Here is an 18,317-nt window from a genome sequence, read left to right on the forward strand (position 1 = left end):
ATTCAGCGTGGAGGTCGAGGCCGTGCCGGTGACCGGGCTCGTGCGCGTCGGGGGCCGCGACTTCGTCGCCGACCCGTCGGGCGCGCTGGTCCTGCCGGAGGAGTCGGCGCTGCTGGTCGCCGACCTGCACCTGGAAAAGGGATCGGCCTTCGCCGAGCGCGGCCAGATGCTGCCGCCCTACGATTCCCGCCAGACTCTGGCGGCGCTGTCGCTGGTTCTGCTGCGCTACCGGCCGCGCACGGTGATCGTGCTGGGCGACTCGCTGCACGACCGTCGCGCGCTGCGGCGCATCGCCCCGGACGACCTCGCCTCGCTCTCCGCCATGCAGGTCGGGGCGGACTGGATCTGGCTGACCGGCAACCACGATCCCGTCATTCCCGCGGCGCTCGGCGGCGAGATGCGCGCCAGCGCCACGCTGGGCGGCGTGACGCTGCGGCACGAGCCGGGGCCGGCGGGCGCGGGGCCCGAGATCGCCGGCCACCTGCACCCGGCGGGCAAGGTCCGCCTCAGCGGCCGCTCGGTGCGCCGGCGCTGCTTCGTGTCGGATGGCGCGCGCTGCGTCATGCCCGCCTTCGGGGCCTATGCCGGCGGGCTCAACTTGCTGGACGCGGCCTTCCGGCCGCTGTTCCCGGCGGGCTTCACAGCCCACATGCTGGGCGAGGCGCGCGTCTACGCCATTGCCGGCGACCGGCTGGCTCGCTGACCTCAGAGGCCGGTTTCGAGCGGCAGCACCGCCAGCGCGACGATCAGGATGGCCACGACGAGGCCCGTCAGCACGGTGCGCAACGTGCCGTACCACGCCGGCGCGGAGCCCTTGCGGGCCATCATCACGTCGCTGAACCCGAGCAGCAGGAAGATCAGGATCAGCAGCGTGAGGTCGTGCGGCGGGCGCGTCACGATCGGGATCGCGAACGCGAACAGGGGCGCAAGCACGGACATCGCGAAGAACATCGCGCGCTCCTTCGGGTCGGGGTGCCGCATCGCGGCGCCCCAGCGTATGCCGCCCACGAAGGAAGCGATAACGATGCCGTACAGAACGAGGAAGTCCCGCGCCGAGCCGGACGCCAGGCCCACCCGCCTGTCGTATTCGAAGATGGCGGCCAGCGTCAGCAGCGCGAAGGGGAGCACGCCCGCCACGCCCAGCGCCGCCGCGCTCATCGGCATGTCGCGGTCTTCGCGCGGGTCGGGCTCGCGGCGCAGGGCGGAATATTGCTGCACGTCAGGCTCCTTCTGGCTGCCCGGCCGCCTTCGGCCGTGCTTCGGCGCTACCGTCCGCCGCCGCGTCAGTCGCGGCGGAAGATGACACTGGCAAGCCACCCGAAGGCAAGAGCTATGGCAGCGGTTATGCTTCCATACAACCAGGGATGTTGGCGCGCCGCGGTTGACAGGGTCTGCTCGAAGCCCGCTTTCGACACTTCGAAGCTTGTCTTTTCGCGCGTCAGCTCCAGCCCACCGGACATCAGCGACACCGTCACCTCGTAGGTCCCGACCGGCGCGGTGTCGGCCACCGGCACCGGGGCGCGGAAGATGTCGCCGCTGATGAAGGTGACGTCACGCGGGTTTTCCACATAGAGCCCCTGCTCGCGCTTGAGGCGGATCAGCGCTTCGCGGAAGCGCGGTTCGGCGTTGTCCGCGCCGAGCGCGTTGGCGAGGCCCAGGCCGTAGCGCTTCTGCATCTCGGGCGGCGCGATGTCGACGAGGTCGCGGCTCGACAGCACGGAAAGCGTGGAAGGAGCCAGCGGGAACTTGCGCTGTTCCAGGTTCACCCAGATCGGGCCGAAGCGCGTCTTCTCGCGTACCACGGTCTGGCCCCTCGGACCCTTCACCGTGACCACGATGTCGAACGGCCCCGGCCGCGCCACGCTGCGCGCGTCGCGCTCGATGGCCCCGAAGATGACGAGTTCCGCGCCGGTGTAGCTCTGCGTGATCTGCACGCGCCGGCTCGACAGCGACAGGATCAGCGTCTCGGCCCGCGCCGCGGCGGCCGGCGGCAGCAGCGCCGTGGCGACGAGCGCGATGCGCAGCGCGCGCCTCATCCGCGGACCTCCACCTGGCCGAGCGAGAACACCTCGTCAGGCTTGACGGCGATCTCGGTGGCGAAGCGCACGCCGACGGCGAGCACGATCAGGGCCAGCAGCAGGCGGAAGTGCTCGCCCCTGATGTTCTGCCCGGCGCGCGCGCCGAACTGCGCGCCGAACACGCCGCCCACGACGAGCAGGATGGCGAGGATGATGTCGACCGACTGGTTCGTCACCGCATGCAGGATCGTCGCGGCGACCATCGTGAACAGGATCTGGAACAGCGACGTGCCCACGACCACGGCGGTCGGAACGCGGAACAGGTAGATCAGCGCCGGCACCATGAGGAAGCCGCCGCCGATGCCCAGCACCGCGCCGATGAAGCCGATGATGATCGACAGCACCATCAGCGGGATCACGCTCGCGTAGAGCTTCGAGCGGTGGAAGCGCATGCGCAGCGGCAGGCCGAAATACCACGGATGGTGGCCCGGCTGGTTGAGCCGGGGCGGCGCGCCGCGGCGCACCTGCAGGATGGCGCGCACGCTCTCGAACAGCATCATGCCGCCCACCGAGCCAAGCAGCGTGACGTAGGACAGCACGATCACGAGGTCGAGCTGGCCGACCCGCCGCATCGCGTTGAAGAAGGCGACGCCAAGGAACGTGCCGACGATGCCCCCCACCAGCAGCACCGACCCGAGCTTGAAGTCGAGGGCGCGCCTGCGCCAGTAGGCCAGAGCGCCGGTCATCGACGAGGCGGCGATCTGCGCCGACTCCGTCGCCACCGCCACCGCCGGCGGGATGCCGACGAAGATCAGCAGCGGCGTCATCAGGAAGCCGCCACCGACCCCGAACATGCCCGAGATGAAGCCGACCGCCGCCCCCAGCCCCAGGATCAGGAACACGCTGACCGGCAGTTCCGCGATGGGCAGGTAGATCTGCACGGCGTCAACCTCCGTCCGGGGCGCGCGGCTCCGGGCCGTCAGGGGTCGTTCGGGGCGCTCCCAAGCGGAAGCGCGGCAAGCGTTCGGCGCGCATCGAACGTCGGCGGCCGCCCGGCGTCAACCGCCGAACGGCCCTGCCGTGCCCGATGGTCGCCTGTCACGTCAGGAGCGCGGCTTGGCCGCTCCGCCGGCGACGTCGTCCCATCCGCCCTGAGGCGGCGTCACATCGTTGGCCGCGCGCTCCACCGGCCGCGGCTTGAACTCGGCGAGGGCGGCCTTGGCGCGGGCCAGCGTGGCGGCGTCCAGCCGCGCGCCGACCTCGTCGCGCTTGCGGGCCGCGTCGTCGTCGCCCTGCGCGGCGGCGAGCGCGAACCACGTCCAGGCCTCGGCCAGGTTCTGCGGCCCGCCGATGCCGCGCGCCGTCAGGATAGCGAGGTTGTACTGGCTGTCGCGCAGGCCGAGATCGGCGGCGCGACGAAACCACTGCGCCGCCGCCGCGTAGTCGGGCGCGGCGCCCGCTCCGTCCGCGAACAGCACCCCGAGATTGTGCATGGCCCGCAGATGGCCCTTCTCGGCGGCGCGCAGATACCAAGCCTTGGCCTGCGTCGGGTCGGCGTTGACGCCGACCCCCTTCTCGAGCGCCGCCCCGACCCGATACTGCGCCGGCGCGAGGCCGAGCTCGGCGGCGTATTCGAACCATTTGAAGGCGGAGCGCGCGTCGCGCGGCACGCCCTGTCCGTCGGCCAGCCGCACGCCGACCTCGTAGGCCGCGTCGGCATTGCCGGCTCGCGCGGCGCGCAACAGGCCCTTGGACATCAGCGCCGCCTGCAGGTCGCTGACGCTCGGCGGCGGCGCGGCTTCGGGCTGCGCCGGTGTCGACTGCGCGTCGCTGCCGAGCGCGCCCACCGTCTCGGGGTCCGGAACGACGCCGGCGGAGCCGGAGTCCGGGGCCGTGATCTCGTTGCGGGCCACCGGCGCGCCGGTATCCCCCTGCCGCATCAGCGTGCCGAGATAGCCGTAGCCGAGGCTGCCCAGCGCCAGCGCGAGGATGCCGGCCCCGACAAGCAGCGTCGGCCGCAGGCCCTTGCCGCCGGTCTCGCCGGAGGCCGGCTCGCTCTCCGCGCCCGGCGCGTCGCCCTTGGAGTCCTGAGCCGTCTGCGCGGCGCGGCGCGCGGCGGCGATGAATTCCGGCGTCGCCGGGCCGGCCTCCGGCGCGCGGGCCATCAGCGGCCGGGACGCGCCGAACTCGAAGCGCACGTCCTCTCCCAGGCCATGCCGGCGCGGCAGGTCCGCGCCGATGGCGCGCGCCGTCTGCGCGGCGGCCGCGGCGGCGGCGATCTTCTCGGCGACGGTCATCGCGCCGGGCGCGGTGGGGACCGGACGCTCGGCCGTCTCGACGCGCGGCGCGCCGTGGACCTTCTGGGCCAGTTCGCGGACCAGCGCCTCGATGCGGCCGAGGTCGGGAGTGGCGCGCAGCGCGTCCCCGACCATGGCATGAACCGCGTCGAGGCGGTCCCGCAGTCCGTCGAGGCTGGAGTGGTCTTGGCTCTCCGACAGCGCGTCGATGCGCTGCGCCAGTTCGCCGAGGCGCTGTTCGAGGCTCGCGGACTGTTCGGGCGAGGCGGTTTCGCCGCGCGGGCCGCCGACGGCGGCGACGATGTTGCGCTCAAGGGCGGCCAGGGCGCGGCGGGCGATCTCGCCTTCGCTGCGCTGGCCCTGCTCGATGCGCTGGGCGAGCGTGTCGACGAGTTGCTCGACGTCGTCGCGGCGCAGCGCCGGCTCGGCGCTCTTCGCCAGGATGTCCTGCAGCGCCGTCATGCGCTCCTGCATCTCGGAGCGGATCAGCTGCGCGACTCGGGTCTCGTCGTCGCGGTCGTTCAGCCTGGCGGCGATGTCGTCGAGCCGCTGGCGGATGTCGACCAGCTCGTCCGGGCCGGGCGCGCCAGGGGCGGCCGCGGCCGGAACCGCGGCTCGCAGTGCGCGCAGCTCGTCGGCGATGGCGTCGAGCCGTCCGTCGGGGGCGTTGGCGCGCACGGCGGCGACAACGGCGGCGAGGGAGGCTCGCAGGCTCTCCAGCTCGGGCATCGGCCGTGGCTCGGCGAGCCGGTCGAGCCTTGCGACGAGGTCGCGGCGCAGTTCGTCGAGGTCGGGGCGCAGGTCGCCGGCGTGGTCGATGCGCCCGCCGAGAGCGGCCAGCTCGGCCTGCACGGCGTCGAGGCGGGGGCCGGGGTCGATGTCGCGTACCGCGGCTGCGAGGCCGGCGAGCCCGTCGAGGACGTCGTCGGAGGTCACGCCTTCGGGCGCGGGGCGGGCCAGGAGCTCCGCGATGTCCTGCTGGATTCGGTCGAGCGCCGAGGCGGTGCGGGCGTCGCGCGCCTCGGCTTCCTGCGGGTCGGGCAGACGGGCCAGCACCGCATCGAGCGCGGCGGGAGAGGCCGCCGACGGCGGACGCTCGGCGTCGATCCGTCCGGCCAGCGCGGTCAGGCGGCGTTCGAGGTCGGCGAGATTGTCGGCGAGCCTGGGCGGCAGTTCGCCGGCGCGCGCCTGCGCGTCCAGCGTGTCGAGGCGGGCTTCCAGCGCGGCGAAGGCTTCACGCAACAGGGCGGATTCGCCGGTGCTGTCGGCGCGGCGCTCGACGGCGTCGAGGCGCGCGACCACCAGCGCCAGCGCCTCACGCACCGCGCTCGTCATGCGTTCCTGCGCGGCGGCGACGCCGCCGATGTCGTGCCGCAGCAGCGTATCGCTGCGCTCGACCCAGCCCATCAGCGACTTGAGGGCGGCGGCGGTCTTCTCCTCCACCGCCTCGACCCTGCGGCGGCCCTCGGCGGTCGCGGCCTCGATGCGCGCCTCCACGTCGGCGGGCGCGGGCGGGGCGGCGGGACGGGTCGGCTCGAGGCGCTCGATCAGCTTGGACAGGGTGTCGCCGGCGGCGGGATCGTGAGTCTCGACAGCCTTGCGCGCGATCATCGTGTTGAGCCATTCCCCGAGTGTCATGCCGGCGCGGCGGGCGGCTTCCTTGGCGGCGTCCCGGGCGTCCGGTCCGACCCCTTTCACGCTCCAGGGAACCCCCTGCTTCATGGTCGCGCTCGTGTCGGAGGGCATGGCGTGCCTGGCCGTTGGAGGACCGGCCAGCCGGCCGGCGGGGATGCCGCCGGGATGTCCCGGGTGACGGGCCATCCGGCTGAATCGCTGCCTCCAACTGTTCCCCGTTACGGTAAATAAGCCGTTAAGCCACGGCTTGGGCGTTTCACTTTCATCAATCTTCGCGCGGCCACTCCGTCACCGAGGCGGGCCCACGCTTGAACCTTTGGGCGCACTGTTTATTTATGAACTATCTGTTGGAGCGGGAGCACGCCATGCCGAGCTACAGGGCCCCGGTCGACCACACATTGTTCCTGCTGCGCGACGTCTTCCGCATGGAGCGCCACGCCGGCCTGCGGGGATTCGCGGACGCCACGCCGGACGTCGTCGAAGCCATCCTGCGCGAGGGCGCGCGGCTCTGCGAGGAAGTGCTGCAGCCGCTCAACCGGGTCGGCGACCTTCAGGGCTGCCGTCGCGGGGAGGACGGTTCGGTGCGCACGCCGGACGGCTTCGCCGACGCCTACCGCGAATATGCGCGCGGCGGCTGGATGGGCCTTTCGGCCGATCCGGCGTTCGGCGGCCAGGGCCTGCCGTTCGTGCTCAGCACGATGATGAACGAGTACACGGCCTCCGCCAACGTCTCGCTCGGCATGTATGCCGGTCTGACGATGGGCACGATCGCCGCGCTCGCCCGGCACGGCGACGAGGCGCAGAAGCGTCTCTATTTGCCGAAGCTCGTGGCGGGCGAGTGGAGCGGCACGATGAACCTCACCGAGCCGCATTGCGGCACGGATCTCGGGCTCATCCGCACGCGCGCCACGCCCCAGACGGACGGCTCCTACCGGATCACCGGAACCAAGATCTTCATTTCGGCGGGCGACCACGACCTCGCCGACAACATCGTCCACCTCGTGCTCGCGCGCATCGACGGGGGGCCGGAGGGCACGCGCGGCATCTCGCTGTTCGTCGTGCCGAAGTTCGTCCCCGGCCCGGACGGCGAGCCCGGCGCGCGCAACGGCGTGTCGTGCGGCGCGCTCGAGCACAAGATGGGCATCCACGGCAACGCCACCTGCGTCATGAACTACGACGACGCGACCGGCTGGCTGGTGGGGGAGGCGAATCGCGGCCTGAACGCCATGTTCGTGATGATGAACGAGGCGCGGCTGGTGGTCGGCATCCAGGGCCTCGCCCTGTCCGAGGTCGCCTACCAGAACGCCGCCGCCTATGCGCGCGAGCGGCGCCAGGGCCGCGCCCCCACGGGCCCGGCGGAGCCGGACAAGGCGGCCGACCCCATTATCGTCCACCCCGACGTCCGCCGCGCGCTGATGGGCATCCGCTCCTTCAACGAGGCGGCGCGGGCGCTGGTGGTGTGGACCGCGCTGCAAAGCGACGTCGCGCACCGCTCCGACGACGCCGTGCAGGCGCGCGACGCGCAGGACCGGCTCGGCCTGCTGACGCCCGTGGTGAAGGGTGTGCTGACGGACATGGGCTTCGACAACGTGGTCGCGGCGCAGCAGGTGTTCGGCGGTCACGGCTACATCGCCGAATGGGGCATGGAGCAGTTCGTCCGCGACGCCCGCATCGCCATGATCTACGAGGGCACGAACGGCGTCCAGGCGCTCGACCTCGTGGCCCGCAAGCTGCCCAAGGACGGCGGCCGGGCCGCCATGGCCTTCTTCGCCGAGCTCTCGGGCTGGGCCAAGGCCCACGCCGTGGACGAGGGGCTGAAGCCCTTCGCAGCGCCGCTGGCCGCCGGCCTCGACCACCTCCAGCAGGCGACGCTCTGGCTGATGCGCAACGCGCCGGCCAACCCGGACGAGGCGGGGGCGGCGGCGACCGACTACATGCACCTCTTCGGCCGCGTGGCGCTGGGCTACATGTGGGGGCTGATGGCGCAGGCCACGCTCGCCGACCCGGAGCTGGCGGCCTCGCCGGAGGGGCAGGCGCGGCTGGCGCTCGGGCGCTTCTTCATGGAGCGCGTCATGCCCGAGACCGCGCTGCGTCTGGCGCGTGTCGCCGCCGGGTCGCGCGCGACGATGGCCTTGCGGCCCGAGCAGTTTTAGCCGACGACTCGGGCGGGGCACACGGAGGGAACGACATGGCCGACGCCTTCATCTACGACCATGTGCGCACGCCGCGCGGGCGCGGCAAGCCGGACGGCGCCCTGCACGAGGTGAGTTCGCTCGGCCTCGCCACGCACGTGCTGCGGACGCTGCGCGAACGCAACGGGCTCGACCCCGGGCTTGTCGACGACGTCGTGCTCGGCTGTGTCGATCCGGTGGGCGAGGCGGGCGGCGACATCGCGCGCGCCGCCGCGCTGGCGGCGGACTATGGCGATGGCGTGCCGGGCGTGCAGATCAACCGCTTCTGCGCCTCCGGTCTCGACGCGGTGAACTTCGCCTCGGCGCAGGTGATGGCCGGCCAGCAGGACATGGCGGTGGCGGGCGGCGTCGAATCCATGAGCCGCGTCGGCATCGGCGCGTCGGGCGGCGCGTGGCCGGTGGACCCGGCCATCGCCATCAAGTCCTACTTCATGCCGCAGGGCGTCTCCGCCGATCTCATCGCGACCAAATACGGCTTCGGCCGTGACCAGGTGGACGCCTACGCCGTCGAGAGCCAGCGCCGCGCCGCGCGCGCCTGGGACGAAGGCCGCTTCGCGCGCGCCGTGGCGCCGGTCGAGGACGTCAACGGCATCGTGCTGCTGGCCCGCGACGAGCACATGCGGCCGCAGGCCGACATGCAGTCGCTCGCCGCGCTGAAGCCGGCCTTCGCCATGATGGGCGAGCAGGGCGGCTTCGACGCCGTCGCCATCCAGGCCCATCCCGAGGTCGAGCGCGTCGCGCACGTCCACCACGCCGGCAACTCGTCCGGCATCGTCGATGGCGCGTCGGCGGTGCTCGTCGGCAGCGCGGAGGCCGGCCGGGCGGCTGGCCTGACGCCGCGCGCCCGCATCCGGGCCTTCGCCAATATCGGCTCGGAGCCGGCCCTGATGCTCACCGGCCCGGTGGACGTGACGCGCAAGGTTTTGCGGCGCGCCGGCATGGAGATCGGCGACATCGACCTGTTCGAGGTCAACGAGGCGTTCGCGGCCGTCGTGCTGCGCTACTTGCAGGCCTTCGAGCTCGACCCCGCCCGGGTGAACCCGAACGGCGGGGCCATCGCCATGGGCCATCCGCTCGGCGCGACCGGCGCGATGCTGCTCGGGACAGCGCTCGACGAGCTGGAGCGCACCGGCGGCGCGACCGCGCTGGTGACGCTGTGCATCGGCGCGGGCATGGGCACCGCGACCATCATCGAGCGCGTCTGATGCCGGGAGGCGACACCATGGACCTCGTGCATTTCCGCTTCGAGACCGACGCGGACGGCGTCGCAGTCGCCACCTGGGACTCCCCCGGCCGCTCGATGAACGTCATCACCCTGGAGGTGATGGACGAGCTGGGGCGCATCGTCGAGCGCGTCGCGGCCGACGCCGCGATCCGCGGCTGCGTCATCGTGTCGGGGAAGGAGAGCTTCTCCGGCGGCGCCGACCTCACCATGCTCCAGGGCCTGCGCGCGACGTTCGAGACGCTGGCGCGCGAGCGCGGCGAGGCCGAAGCGACGCGCGTCGTGTTCGAGGAGTCGCGCCGGCTCACGCTGCTGTACCGGCGGCTGGAGACGTGCGGCAAGCCGTTCGCGGCCGCCATTCACGGCGTCTGCCTCGGCGGCGCGTTCGAGCTGGCGCTGTCGTGCCACCGCCGCGTCGTCAGCGACGACGCCTCGACGCGCGTCGGCCTGCCGGAGGTGAAGGTCGGGCTGTTCCCCGGCGCGGGCGGAACGCAGCGCGTCGCGCGCCTGATGCCGACCGGCGACGCCTTGCAGATGCTGTTCAAGGGCGAGCAGATCCGCCCCGCCGCCGCCCGGTCGATGGGGCTGGTCCACGACGTGGCGCCGCGCGCGGAGATCGTCGAGCGGGCCAAGGCGTGGATCCGCGACGGCGGTTCGCCGGTCGCTCCGTGGGATGACGAGAAGTTCCGCCCGCCGTCCGGCCGCGTCTACTCTCCCCAGGGCATGATGATCTGGCCCGCCGCCAACGCCATCTACCGCCGCGAGACGCAGGATAACTACCCGGCGGTGAAGGCCATCCTCCAGGCCGTACATGACGGTCTGCAGCTGCCGATGGACCAGGCCCTGCGCGTCGAGAGCCGGCTGTTCGCGCGCGTGCTGCGCAGCCGCGAGGCGGCGGCGATGATCCGCACACTGTTCGTGTCGCTGCAGGAGCTGAACAAGGGCGCGCGCCGGCCGCCGGCCGCGCCCCCGTCCACGCCGCGCCGCGTCGGCGTGGTCGGGGCCGGCTTCATGGGCGCCGGCATCGCCTACGTCGCCGCCGGCGCCGGCATCGAGGTGGTGCTGGTCGACCGCGACGCGGAGACGGCGGAAAAGGGCAAGGCGCACGCCCACAAGGCGATGACCGAGCAGATCATGAAGGGCCGCGCCAAAACGGCCGACCGCGACGCGCTGCTGGCGCGCATCCAGCCGACGGCGGACTACGCGGCGCTCGCCGGCTGCGACCTGGTGATCGAGGCCGTGTTCGAGGACCCCAAGGTCAAGGCCGAGACCATCGCGCGGGTCGAGGCGGCGATCGGGCCGGAGGCGGTGCTCGCCTCCAACACCTCGACCCTGCCGATCACCGGGCTGGCCGCCCATTCGGCCCGCCCTGAGCGCTTCATCGGCATCCACTTCTTCTCGCCGGTGGAGAAGATGCTTCTGGTCGAAGTGATCCTCGGCAAGCAGACCGGCGACACGGCGCTGGCGACGGCGCTCGACTTCGTGCGCGCCATCCGCAAGACGCCCATTGTGGTGAATGACGGGCGCGGCTTCTTCGCCAATCGCTGCGTCACCAACTACGTGCGCGAAGGTCATCTGATGCTGGCCGAGGGCGTGCCTCCGGCGATGATCGAGAACGTGGCGCGCATGGCCGGCATGCCCGTCGGCCCGCTCGCGCTCAACGACGAAGTCGCGCTCGACCTGGCGCTGCGCATCGTGCGCGCGACCAAGGCGCAGCTCGGCGACAAGGCGGTCGATCCGGTGCAGGAGCGGCTTCTGGTCACGATGGTGGAGACCCAGGGGCGGCTCGGCCGCAAGAACGGCAAGGGTTTCTACGATTATCCCGAGAAGGGGCCGAAATCCCTGTGGCCGGGACTCGCGGACCTGCAGCCGACCCGCCTCGACCCCGATGCGCTGGACGTCGACGAGATGAAGCAGCGCTTCCTCGCCGCCCAGGCGGTGGAGGCGGCGCGCACGGTCGAGGAGGGCATCGTCACCGACCCGAGGGAGGCCGATGTCGGCTCGATCCTCGGCTTCGGCTTCGCGCCCTTCACGGGCGGCGCGCTGTCGTGGATCGACTTCATGGGCGCGCCGGCCTTCGTGGCGATGTGCGACCGGCTGGCCGAGCGCCACGGCCCGCGCTTCGCGCCCGGCCGCCTGCTGCGCGACATGGCGGCGAAAGGCGACACCTTCTACGGCCGCTTCGCGGCGGGGCGTCTGGCGGCCTAGAAAGTTGCCTACTCCGCGGCGGCGAGGCGGGTGCGCCACTGCGCCAGCAAGGCGCGCAGGGCGGCCGGCTTGAGCGGCTTGTTGAGCACGTGGGCGGAGTGCTCCGCCGCCGCGTCGCGCACGGCGAGGGTGCGGTCGGCGGTGAGCAGAACGGCCGGCACGGCGAGGTTGAAATCGCCGCGCAGCGCCGCGATGGCGGCGAGCCCGTCGCCGTCGTCCAGGTGATAGTCGGCGACGATCACGTCCGGCGGGCCTCTGCCGTCGAGCGCGGCGCGCGCCTCGGACAGGCTGGCGGCTGTGATCACCTCGCAGCCCCAGCCGGACAGAAGCGTCATCATGCCGTGCAGGATGGACGGCTCGTTGTCGATGCACAGCACGGCGAGGCCGTTGAGCGGCGCGCCGACGCTGGGGGCGGCCTGCCGCTGCGCCGCCATGGCCGGCTGCGGCGCGGCGGTCGGAACCTCGACCGAGAACATCGAGCCCTTGCCGACCGTCGAGGCGAGCCGGACCCGATGGTTCATCACACGCCCTAGCCGCTCGACGATGGACAGGCCGAGCCCGAGACCCCGCGCCACGCGCGCGCCCTGATCCAGGCGTTGGAATTCGCGGAACACCGCCTTCTGCTTCGAGGTCGGGATGCCGAGCCCGGTATCCCACACCTCGACACGCAGGCGACCGTCGAGGCGGCGGCAGCCGACCAGCACGCGCCCCTGCGGCGTGTACTTGATCGCGTTGGACACGAGGTTCTGCAAAAGTCGGCGCAGCAGCCGCCGGTCCGAGCGCACCGTCAGCGAGCACGGCGCGAACACCAGCCTCAGTCCCTTGGCCTTGGCGATCGGCTCGAACTCGAGCTTGAGCTGGTTCAGGATTTCCTCGATGCGGAAGCTGGTGAGCTCCGCCTTCATCGTCCCGGAATCGAGGCGCGAGATTTCGAGCAGCGCGCCGAGGATTTCCTCGACCGCCTCCAGCGAGGCGTCGACGTTCTGGGCGAGCGTGCAGTCACCCGCCGCGCGGTCGCGCTCCAGCAGGGAGGTGGCGTAGAGGCGCGCCGCGTTCAGCGGTTGAAGAATGTCGTGGCCGGCGGCCGCCAGGAAACGCGTCTTGGACAGGTTGGCCTCGTCGGCCTCCGCCTTGGCGCGTTCGAGTTCGCCGTTGAGGCGCAGCAATTCCTCGGTCCGCTCGCGCACGCGCCGCTCCAGGGTCTCGTTGGCGCGCTCCAGTTCCTCTTCCGCCTCCACCGTTGCGGTGATGTCGGTGTAGGTGGTCACGATGCCGCCGTCCGGCATGTGGGCGGAGCGGATCTCGATGGCCTTGCCGTTGGAGTGCAGGCGCAGGCGCACCGGCTCCATGTCGTTGACGAAGCTCTCCAGCCGCGTCGTGATGAACTCGTCCGGATTGCCCTCTCCATAGGCGCCGGACTCGGCGTTGAAGCGGATGATGTCGTCGAGCCCGACGCCGACATGGAGCATCTCGACAGGAAGCTCGAAGAGCTGCTGGAACTCGCGGTTCCAGCACATCAGCCGCAGGTCGCGATCGAACACGGTGATGCCCTGGCGGGCGTGGTCGAGCGCGTGTTGCAGCAGGTCGCGATTGTACTGGATGGCCGCCGAGGCATCGTCGAGCAGCTTCAGCGCGGCCTTCTTGGTGACGTTGCGCCGCCGCAGCAGCAGCGACAGCACGAGCCGCGACGAGGACGCGCCGATGGCCGAGGCCAACAGGTGCTCGGCGAAGCGCAGCAGGTGGATGTCGGCGTCCTGGTTGCGTTCCAGCACCAGGCCGCGACTGCGCGCGAAGGCGTCGAACGAGGCCTCGGTCTGCTCCCGCCCGAGATAGCGGGCCACGGTGTGGCGCAGCTCCTCGACCGACACGCTGGTGCGCCACAGCCGGAAGGTCTGCGCCATCACCGGCATCTCGGGCGACACGAAGGCGCTGGCCTGCAGGCGCTCGATCGGCGTCGCCGTGCGGGCGAGCGAGAAGGCGACATAGGCCGTGGTGTTGATGGCGAGGCTCCACAGCGCGCCGTGCATGATCTCGGCGGTTCCGAACCCGAACCCGTCTCCGGGGGAGGCGTCGCCCCACACGGCGCGGATCGCCTGCGTCCAGTCGTCGCCCGCCAGGCTCGGCACCAGAAGCATCACCGCCCAGACGAGCAGGCCGGAGGCAAGGCCCGCGGTCGCGCCCAGCGCGTTGCCGCGCCGCCAGAACAGCCCTCCGAAGAAGGACGGCCCGATCTGCGCGATCGCCGCGAACGAGATCAGGCCGATGGACGACAGCGCGGCCGTGCCCATGTTCTCGTAGTAGAGATAGGCCAGCAGCAGCAAAGCGAGGATCGCGACCCGGCGGATGATCAGCAGCAGGCCGCCCATGTCTCCGGAGCCGAAACCGCGCGACAGCGCGCGCCGGCGCAGCAGCACCGGCATCACGAGGTCGTTGGAGATCATCACCGCCAGCGCCACCGACTCCATGATGACCATGGCGGTGGCGGCGGACAGGCCGCCGATGAAGGCGATCAGGGCCAGGAGCTGCTTGCCCTGCGAGAGCGGCAGCGCCAGCACCGTCATGTCGCGGTCGGCGTCGGGTGGCAGCAGCAGGTCGCCCCCGAGCGCGATCGGGATGACGAACAGGTTGATGAGCACGAGGTAGCTGGGGAACATCCACGAGGCGCGGCGCGTGTCGCCCTCGTCGCGGTTCTCGACCACCATCACGTGGAACTGCCGCGGCAGCAGCATGATGATGAGGCCGGAAAGCAGCGTCGTCACCAGCACGGGCTGCCAGCCGGCGCTGCGGTCGGTCAGCGGCTGGAGATGCGGGCTCGCCGCGACCTTGGCGACGATGTCGCCGAAGCCGTCGAACAGGCCGAACGTGACGAACAGCCCGACGGCGATGAACGCGACGAGCTTGACGAGCGATTCCATCGCGACCGCCAGCATCAACCCGTCCTGGTGCTCCGTGGCATCGACGTAGCGCGTCCCGAACGCCATCGCGAAGCCGGCCAGCACCAGCGCGATGAACAGGGCGATGTCGCCGACCACCGGAATCGTGCGCGTGACGCCGCCCGGCTCGATCACGTCGAGCAATGTCGTCAGCGAGGTGGCCACCGCCTTGAGCTGCAGCGCGATGTAGGGCACCGAGCCGATCACCGCGATCAGGCTGACGAGCGCCGCCACGCGCTGGCTCTTGCCGTAGCGCGAGGCCACGAAGTCGGCGATCGAGGTGATGTTCTGCGATTTGGCAAGCCGCACCACCCGCCTCAGAAGCGGCAGGCCCAGCCCGAGCACGATCATCGGGCCGATATAGATGGCCACGAAGTCGAGCCCGGAGCGCGACGCGGAACCGACCGAACCGAAGAACGTCCAGGACGTGCAGTAGACGCCGAGGGCGAGCGAGTAGATCGTGGCGCGAGCCGGGCCGGCCATCCACCTGCGGCCCGCCGTGTCGCCGTAATGGGCGACGGCGAAGAGCGCGCAAAGATACGCCAACGCGGCCAGGACGACCGACCAACCCGCCAACATCCGCGTCCCCCTCGGAATTGCGGGAAAACTTTACCGTTCTTCCCGGCCGGGCGAAAGACGCGCGCCCTCCGGCCGAGCGACGCCGCCGTTCCTGCTTGACATTCGTGGGCCCGGACCAAAACCCTAGGTTGTCATCCTCCGCTATTCGGGGACCAGGGAGAGGGACGGGCGATGCTTCAGGAATTCAAGAACTTCGCGATGAAGGGCAATGTCGTCGATCTCGCCATCGGCGTCATCATCGGCGCGGCGTTCGGCAGAATCGTCGAATCCATCGTCAGCGACCTCATCATGCCGATCATCGGAGCGCTCACCGGCGGCCTCGACTTTTCGAATTACTATTTGCCCCTGTCCAGCGCGGTGAAGACGGGCATGTCCTATGGTGACGCCAAGAAGGCGGGCGCGGTGCTCGGGTACGGCAACTTCCTCACCGTGGTCGTCACCTTCCTCATCATCGCCTGGGTTCTCTTCCTGGTCGTGAAGGGCATCAACCGGCTGCGCCTCCAGGCGCTGGCGCCCGACGCGCCCCCGGCCAGCAAGACCGAGGAGCTGCTGACCGAGATCCGCGACCTGCTCGCCGTGCGGCGCTGAAGGGCGGGGCGCCAGGGCCGGCCGGCGGGGTTGCGCAGAATTCAGAAGACGGGCCATCGTCCTCGTGACACAAGAGCCCGCTAATCCAGCGCAAACGCCGTGACGGACATGACCCTCGACGCCCTTCTTGACCGCGACAACGCACCTTCGCTTCTCGATTTGATCCGCCCGGAGGCGCGCGGCGCGCCGGAGAGCGGCATCGTCGAGGTCGCCAATTACGGGCGCGGCCGCCAGGGGCTGATCCCGCTCTGGGTGGGCGAGGGCGACCTGCCCACGCCCGGCTTCATCGTCGACGCGGCCAAGGCGTCGCTCGACGCCGGCGAAACCTTCTACACCTGGCAGCGCGGCATTCCGGACCTGCGCGAGACCATCGCCCGCTACATGACGGGCGTGTACGGGCCGCTGTTCGGCAAGCCCTACGATCCCGAGCGCTTCTATGTCTCGATCGGCGGCATGCACGCCTTGCAAATGGCGCTTCGCATGGTCGCCGGCGCCGGCGACGAGGTGCTGGTGCCCTCGCCGGCCTGGCCCAACTTCGTCGGCGCGCTCGGCGTCTCCGGCGCGACCCCGGTCGAGGTGCCGATGACGCTCGACCCCGCCCGCGCCAAGGGCGGCTGGTTCCTCGACATCGACCGACTGGCCGACGCCGTGACGCCACGCACCCGGGTCATCGTCGTCAACTCACCCGCCAATCCGACGGGCTGGACGGCGACGCGATCCGAGCTGGAGGCCATCCTGGCCCTGGCGCGCCGCCACGGGCTGTGGATCGTCGCCGACGAGATCTACGGCCGCTTCGTCTACGAGGGAGACCGCGCGCCGTCGTTCCACGACATCATGGACGAACGCGACCGCATTCTCTTCGTCCAGACGCTGTCCAAGAACTGGGCCATGACCGGCTGGCGCGTCGGCTGGCTGGAATGCGACCCGGCGCTCGGCCAGACGGTCGAGAACCTGATGCAGTATTCCGCCTCCGGCGTCGCCACCTTCGTTCAGCGCGCGGCCGCGGCGGCGATCGCCGGCGGCGAATCGTTCATCGCCCTGCAGAAGGACAAGGCGCGCCAGAGCCGCGACATCCTTTGTCCGACGCTCGCGGCGACCGGCCGCGTCCGCTTCGCGGAGCCGGCGGGGGCGTTCTACCTGTTCTTCTCGGTGGAGGGAGAGCCGGATACGCGGCGGCTGGCGCTACGGCTCATCGACGAGGCGAATGTCGGGCTCGCGCCGGGCACGGCGTTCGGGGCCGGCGGCGAATCCTACATGCGCCTGTGCTTCGCGCGAAATCCCGCCGACATCGCCGAGGCGGCGCGCCGTCTGGCGCTCGCCCTCGGGCGCTGAGGCATTTGCGTGTTGCGCCGGACGCGCGGGGCGTGTTCATTGAAGCCAATGGACGGGCTGGTGTCATGAGCGATAGCACCATGACAGGATCCCCCGAAGCCGGTTCTGTCTCGGACGCTCGTCTCGCGAGCGTGCTGGACACCGCTGTCGATGCGATCCTCGTCATCAACGAGCGCGGGGAGATCCTTGTCTTCAACAAGGCCTGCGAGAAGCTGTTCGGCTACACGCCGGAGGAGGCGATCGGCCAAAACGTCCGCATGATCATGCCGACGGGCTACGCCGACCGTCACGAAGGCTACATCGATAATTTCCTGCGCACCGGCCATCGCAAGATCATCGGAATCGGGCGCGAGGTGCATGCCATCCACCGCGACGGCACGGAGTTTCCGGTGGAGCTCTCGGTCGGCGAGGCGTTCACGCCCGACGGGCGGCAGTTCATCGGCATCATCCGCGACCTGCGGCCGCGCAAGGAGCAGGAGCGGCGCGTCAACGAGTTGCAGGCCGACCTGGTTCATATCGCGCGGGTCTCGGCCATGGACGAGATGGGCGCGGCGCTCGCGCACGAGCTGAACCAGCCGCTGACCGCCATCATGCTCTACCTCCAGGCGGCGACCCGCACCCTGGCCCGCGCCCAAGAGAACCAGGTCGTCCCGGGCGACAGCTTCCGCCAGGTGCTGGACAAGGCCGTCCACGAGGCCGAGCGGGCGGGCAACATCATCAGCCGCATGCGGCACTTCGTCGAGAAGCGCGACCCTCACCGACGGGCCGTCGACCTCAACGCAGTGGTCGACGAGGCGGTCGAGCTGACGCTGCTCGGCCAGCGCCTGCCGCCGCGCATCGAGCGCGACTACGGCGAGAACCTGCCCTCGGCGGTCGTCGACCCCGTGCAGATCCAGCAGATCGTGGTGAACTTGCTGCGCAACGCCTTCGAGGCGGTGCGCGATCGTCCCGGCCCGACAGTCACGATCCGCACTGCACGCGTACGAGACATGCTAACCGTGACGGTATCGGACAATGGCCCTGGCCTGAATCCCGGCGTTGTACCTACGCTTTTCAAGGCCTTTTCGACATCGAAAAGGACCGGAATGGGATTGGGACTTTCCATTTCACGAACAATCGCCCAGAACCATGCGGGAGATCTCACGGTTGAACCCGGAGGCAACGGCCGCGGAGCGAGTTTCACGCTGCATCTGCCGGTGACGTCCGCCGTATCGCAGGACGATGACGAGGACAAGGTCGGGGACGTCGCCGCCGGGAAGGCCGGAGCCTGACGGCTCGCCGGCCCGGGGACGATGCAGGAACGCAGGGCATAG

Annotated in this window: 12 protein-coding genes; 7 read left to right on the forward strand and 5 right to left on the reverse strand. The window is 70.9% G+C overall.

Annotated features, from left to right (window positions below):
- Positions 1-7 precede the first annotated feature (7 nt).
- On the forward strand, positions 8-703 hold the full coding sequence (gene pdeM, locus NK718_RS15850; RefSeq protein ID WP_371877307.1) for a ligase-associated DNA damage response endonuclease PdeM: 696 nt from the start codon (positions 8-10) through the stop codon (positions 701-703).
- 2 nt (positions 704-705) lie between these two features.
- Here the strand turns inward: pdeM and NK718_RS15855 are convergent, their stop codons facing one another.
- The 4 genes from NK718_RS15855 to NK718_RS15870 form a co-directional block, all read right to left on the reverse strand.
- The gene (locus NK718_RS15855; RefSeq protein WP_254744237.1) at positions 706-1,218 is read right to left on the reverse strand and encodes a DUF3429 domain-containing protein; all 513 of its coding nucleotides are present in this window, start codon (positions 1,216-1,218) and stop codon (positions 706-708) included.
- A 65-nt stretch (positions 1,219-1,283) separates the two neighbouring features.
- A complete protein-coding gene (locus NK718_RS15860) occupies positions 1,284-2,036 on the reverse strand; it encodes a TIGR02186 family protein (RefSeq protein ID WP_254744239.1) in 753 nt (250 codons plus the stop codon).
- Positions 2,033-2,959: a sulfite exporter TauE/SafE family protein gene (locus tag NK718_RS15865; RefSeq protein WP_254744241.1), complete on the reverse strand. Its 927-nt coding sequence runs from the start codon at positions 2,957-2,959 to the stop codon at positions 2,033-2,035. The genes NK718_RS15860 and NK718_RS15865 overlap by 4 nt, the downstream gene beginning before the upstream one ends.
- Before the next feature lie 162 nt (positions 2,960-3,121).
- Positions 3,122-6,037, reverse strand: a complete 2,916-nt coding sequence (locus tag NK718_RS15870) for an SEL1-like repeat protein (RefSeq protein ID WP_254744243.1) — start codon at positions 6,035-6,037, stop codon at positions 3,122-3,124.
- 278 nt (positions 6,038-6,315) lie between these two features.
- On the opposite strand from NK718_RS15870, the gene NK718_RS15875 reads away from it, so the two are divergent.
- From NK718_RS15875 to NK718_RS15885, 3 genes are read left to right on the forward strand one after another with little or no spacing between them, the layout of a single operon-like run.
- On the forward strand, positions 6,316-8,103 hold the full coding sequence (locus NK718_RS15875; protein WP_254744245.1) for an acyl-CoA dehydrogenase C-terminal domain-containing protein: 1,788 nt from the start codon (positions 6,316-6,318) through the stop codon (positions 8,101-8,103).
- A gap of 35 nt (positions 8,104-8,138) precedes the next feature.
- Positions 8,139-9,347 carry an acetyl-CoA C-acetyltransferase gene (locus tag NK718_RS15880; RefSeq protein WP_254744247.1) on the forward strand — a complete coding sequence of 403 codons (1,209 nt, stop codon included), beginning with the start codon at positions 8,139-8,141 and terminating at the stop codon, positions 9,345-9,347.
- A gap of 17 nt (positions 9,348-9,364) precedes the next feature.
- Positions 9,365-11,572, forward strand: coding sequence for an FAD-dependent oxidoreductase (locus tag NK718_RS15885; RefSeq protein WP_254744312.1), 2,208 nt, complete (start codon positions 9,365-9,367; stop codon positions 11,570-11,572).
- Positions 11,573-11,580: 8 nt separating this feature from the next.
- On the opposite strand, the gene NK718_RS15890 is transcribed toward NK718_RS15885, so the two are convergent.
- Complete coding sequence (locus NK718_RS15890) at positions 11,581-15,084, reverse strand: PAS domain-containing hybrid sensor histidine kinase/response regulator (protein ID WP_254744249.1); 3,504 nt, start codon at positions 15,082-15,084, stop codon at positions 11,581-11,583.
- A 171-nt stretch (positions 15,085-15,255) separates the two neighbouring features.
- On the opposite strand from NK718_RS15890, the gene mscL reads away from it, so the two are divergent.
- The 3 genes from mscL (at position 15,256) to NK718_RS15905 (ending at position 18,275) form a co-directional block, all read left to right on the forward strand.
- Complete coding sequence (gene mscL / locus NK718_RS15895) at positions 15,256-15,672, forward strand: large conductance mechanosensitive channel protein MscL (RefSeq protein WP_254744251.1); 417 nt, start codon at positions 15,256-15,258, stop codon at positions 15,670-15,672.
- Positions 15,673-15,780: 108 nt separating this feature from the next.
- A complete protein-coding gene (locus tag NK718_RS15900; protein WP_254744253.1) occupies positions 15,781-17,004 on the forward strand; it encodes a pyridoxal phosphate-dependent aminotransferase in 1,224 nt (407 codons plus the stop codon).
- A 32-nt stretch (positions 17,005-17,036) separates the two neighbouring features.
- The gene (locus NK718_RS15905; RefSeq protein WP_254744255.1) at positions 17,037-18,275 is read left to right on the forward strand and encodes a two-component system sensor histidine kinase NtrB; all 1,239 of its coding nucleotides are present in this window, start codon (positions 17,037-17,039) and stop codon (positions 18,273-18,275) included.
- The last annotated feature ends 42 nt before the right edge of the window (positions 18,276-18,317 follow it).

The organism is Alsobacter ponti, from assembly GCF_024294805.1.
Taxonomy (GTDB): Bacteria; Pseudomonadota; Alphaproteobacteria; order Rhizobiales; family Beijerinckiaceae; genus Alsobacter; species Alsobacter ponti.

Bases quoted from the DNA above. Each gene is read 5' to 3' on its own strand.
- NK718_RS15875 (WP_254744245.1), top strand. From the start codon at position 6,316: ATGCCGAGCTACAGGGCCCCGGTCGACCACACATTGTTCCTGCTGCGC.
- mscL (WP_254744251.1), top strand. From the start codon at position 15,256: ATGCTTCAGGAATTCAAGAACTTCGCGATGAAGGGCAATGTCGTCGAT.
- NK718_RS15880 (WP_254744247.1), top strand. From the start codon at position 8,139: ATGGCCGACGCCTTCATCTACGACCATGTGCGCACGCCGCGCGGGCGC.
- NK718_RS15870 (WP_254744243.1), bottom strand. From the start codon at position 6,037: ATGAAGCAGGGGGTTCCCTGGAGCGTGAAAGGGGTCGGACCGGACGCC.
- NK718_RS15890 (WP_254744249.1), bottom strand. From the start codon at position 15,084: ATGTTGGCGGGTTGGTCGGTCGTCCTGGCCGCGTTGGCGTATCTTTGC.
- NK718_RS15860 (WP_254744239.1), bottom strand. From the start codon at position 2,036: ATGAGGCGCGCGCTGCGCATCGCGCTCGTCGCCACGGCGCTGCTGCCG.
- NK718_RS15900 (WP_254744253.1), top strand. From the start codon at position 15,781: ATGACCCTCGACGCCCTTCTTGACCGCGACAACGCACCTTCGCTTCTC.
- NK718_RS15885 (WP_254744312.1), top strand. From the start codon at position 9,365: ATGGACCTCGTGCATTTCCGCTTCGAGACCGACGCGGACGGCGTCGCA.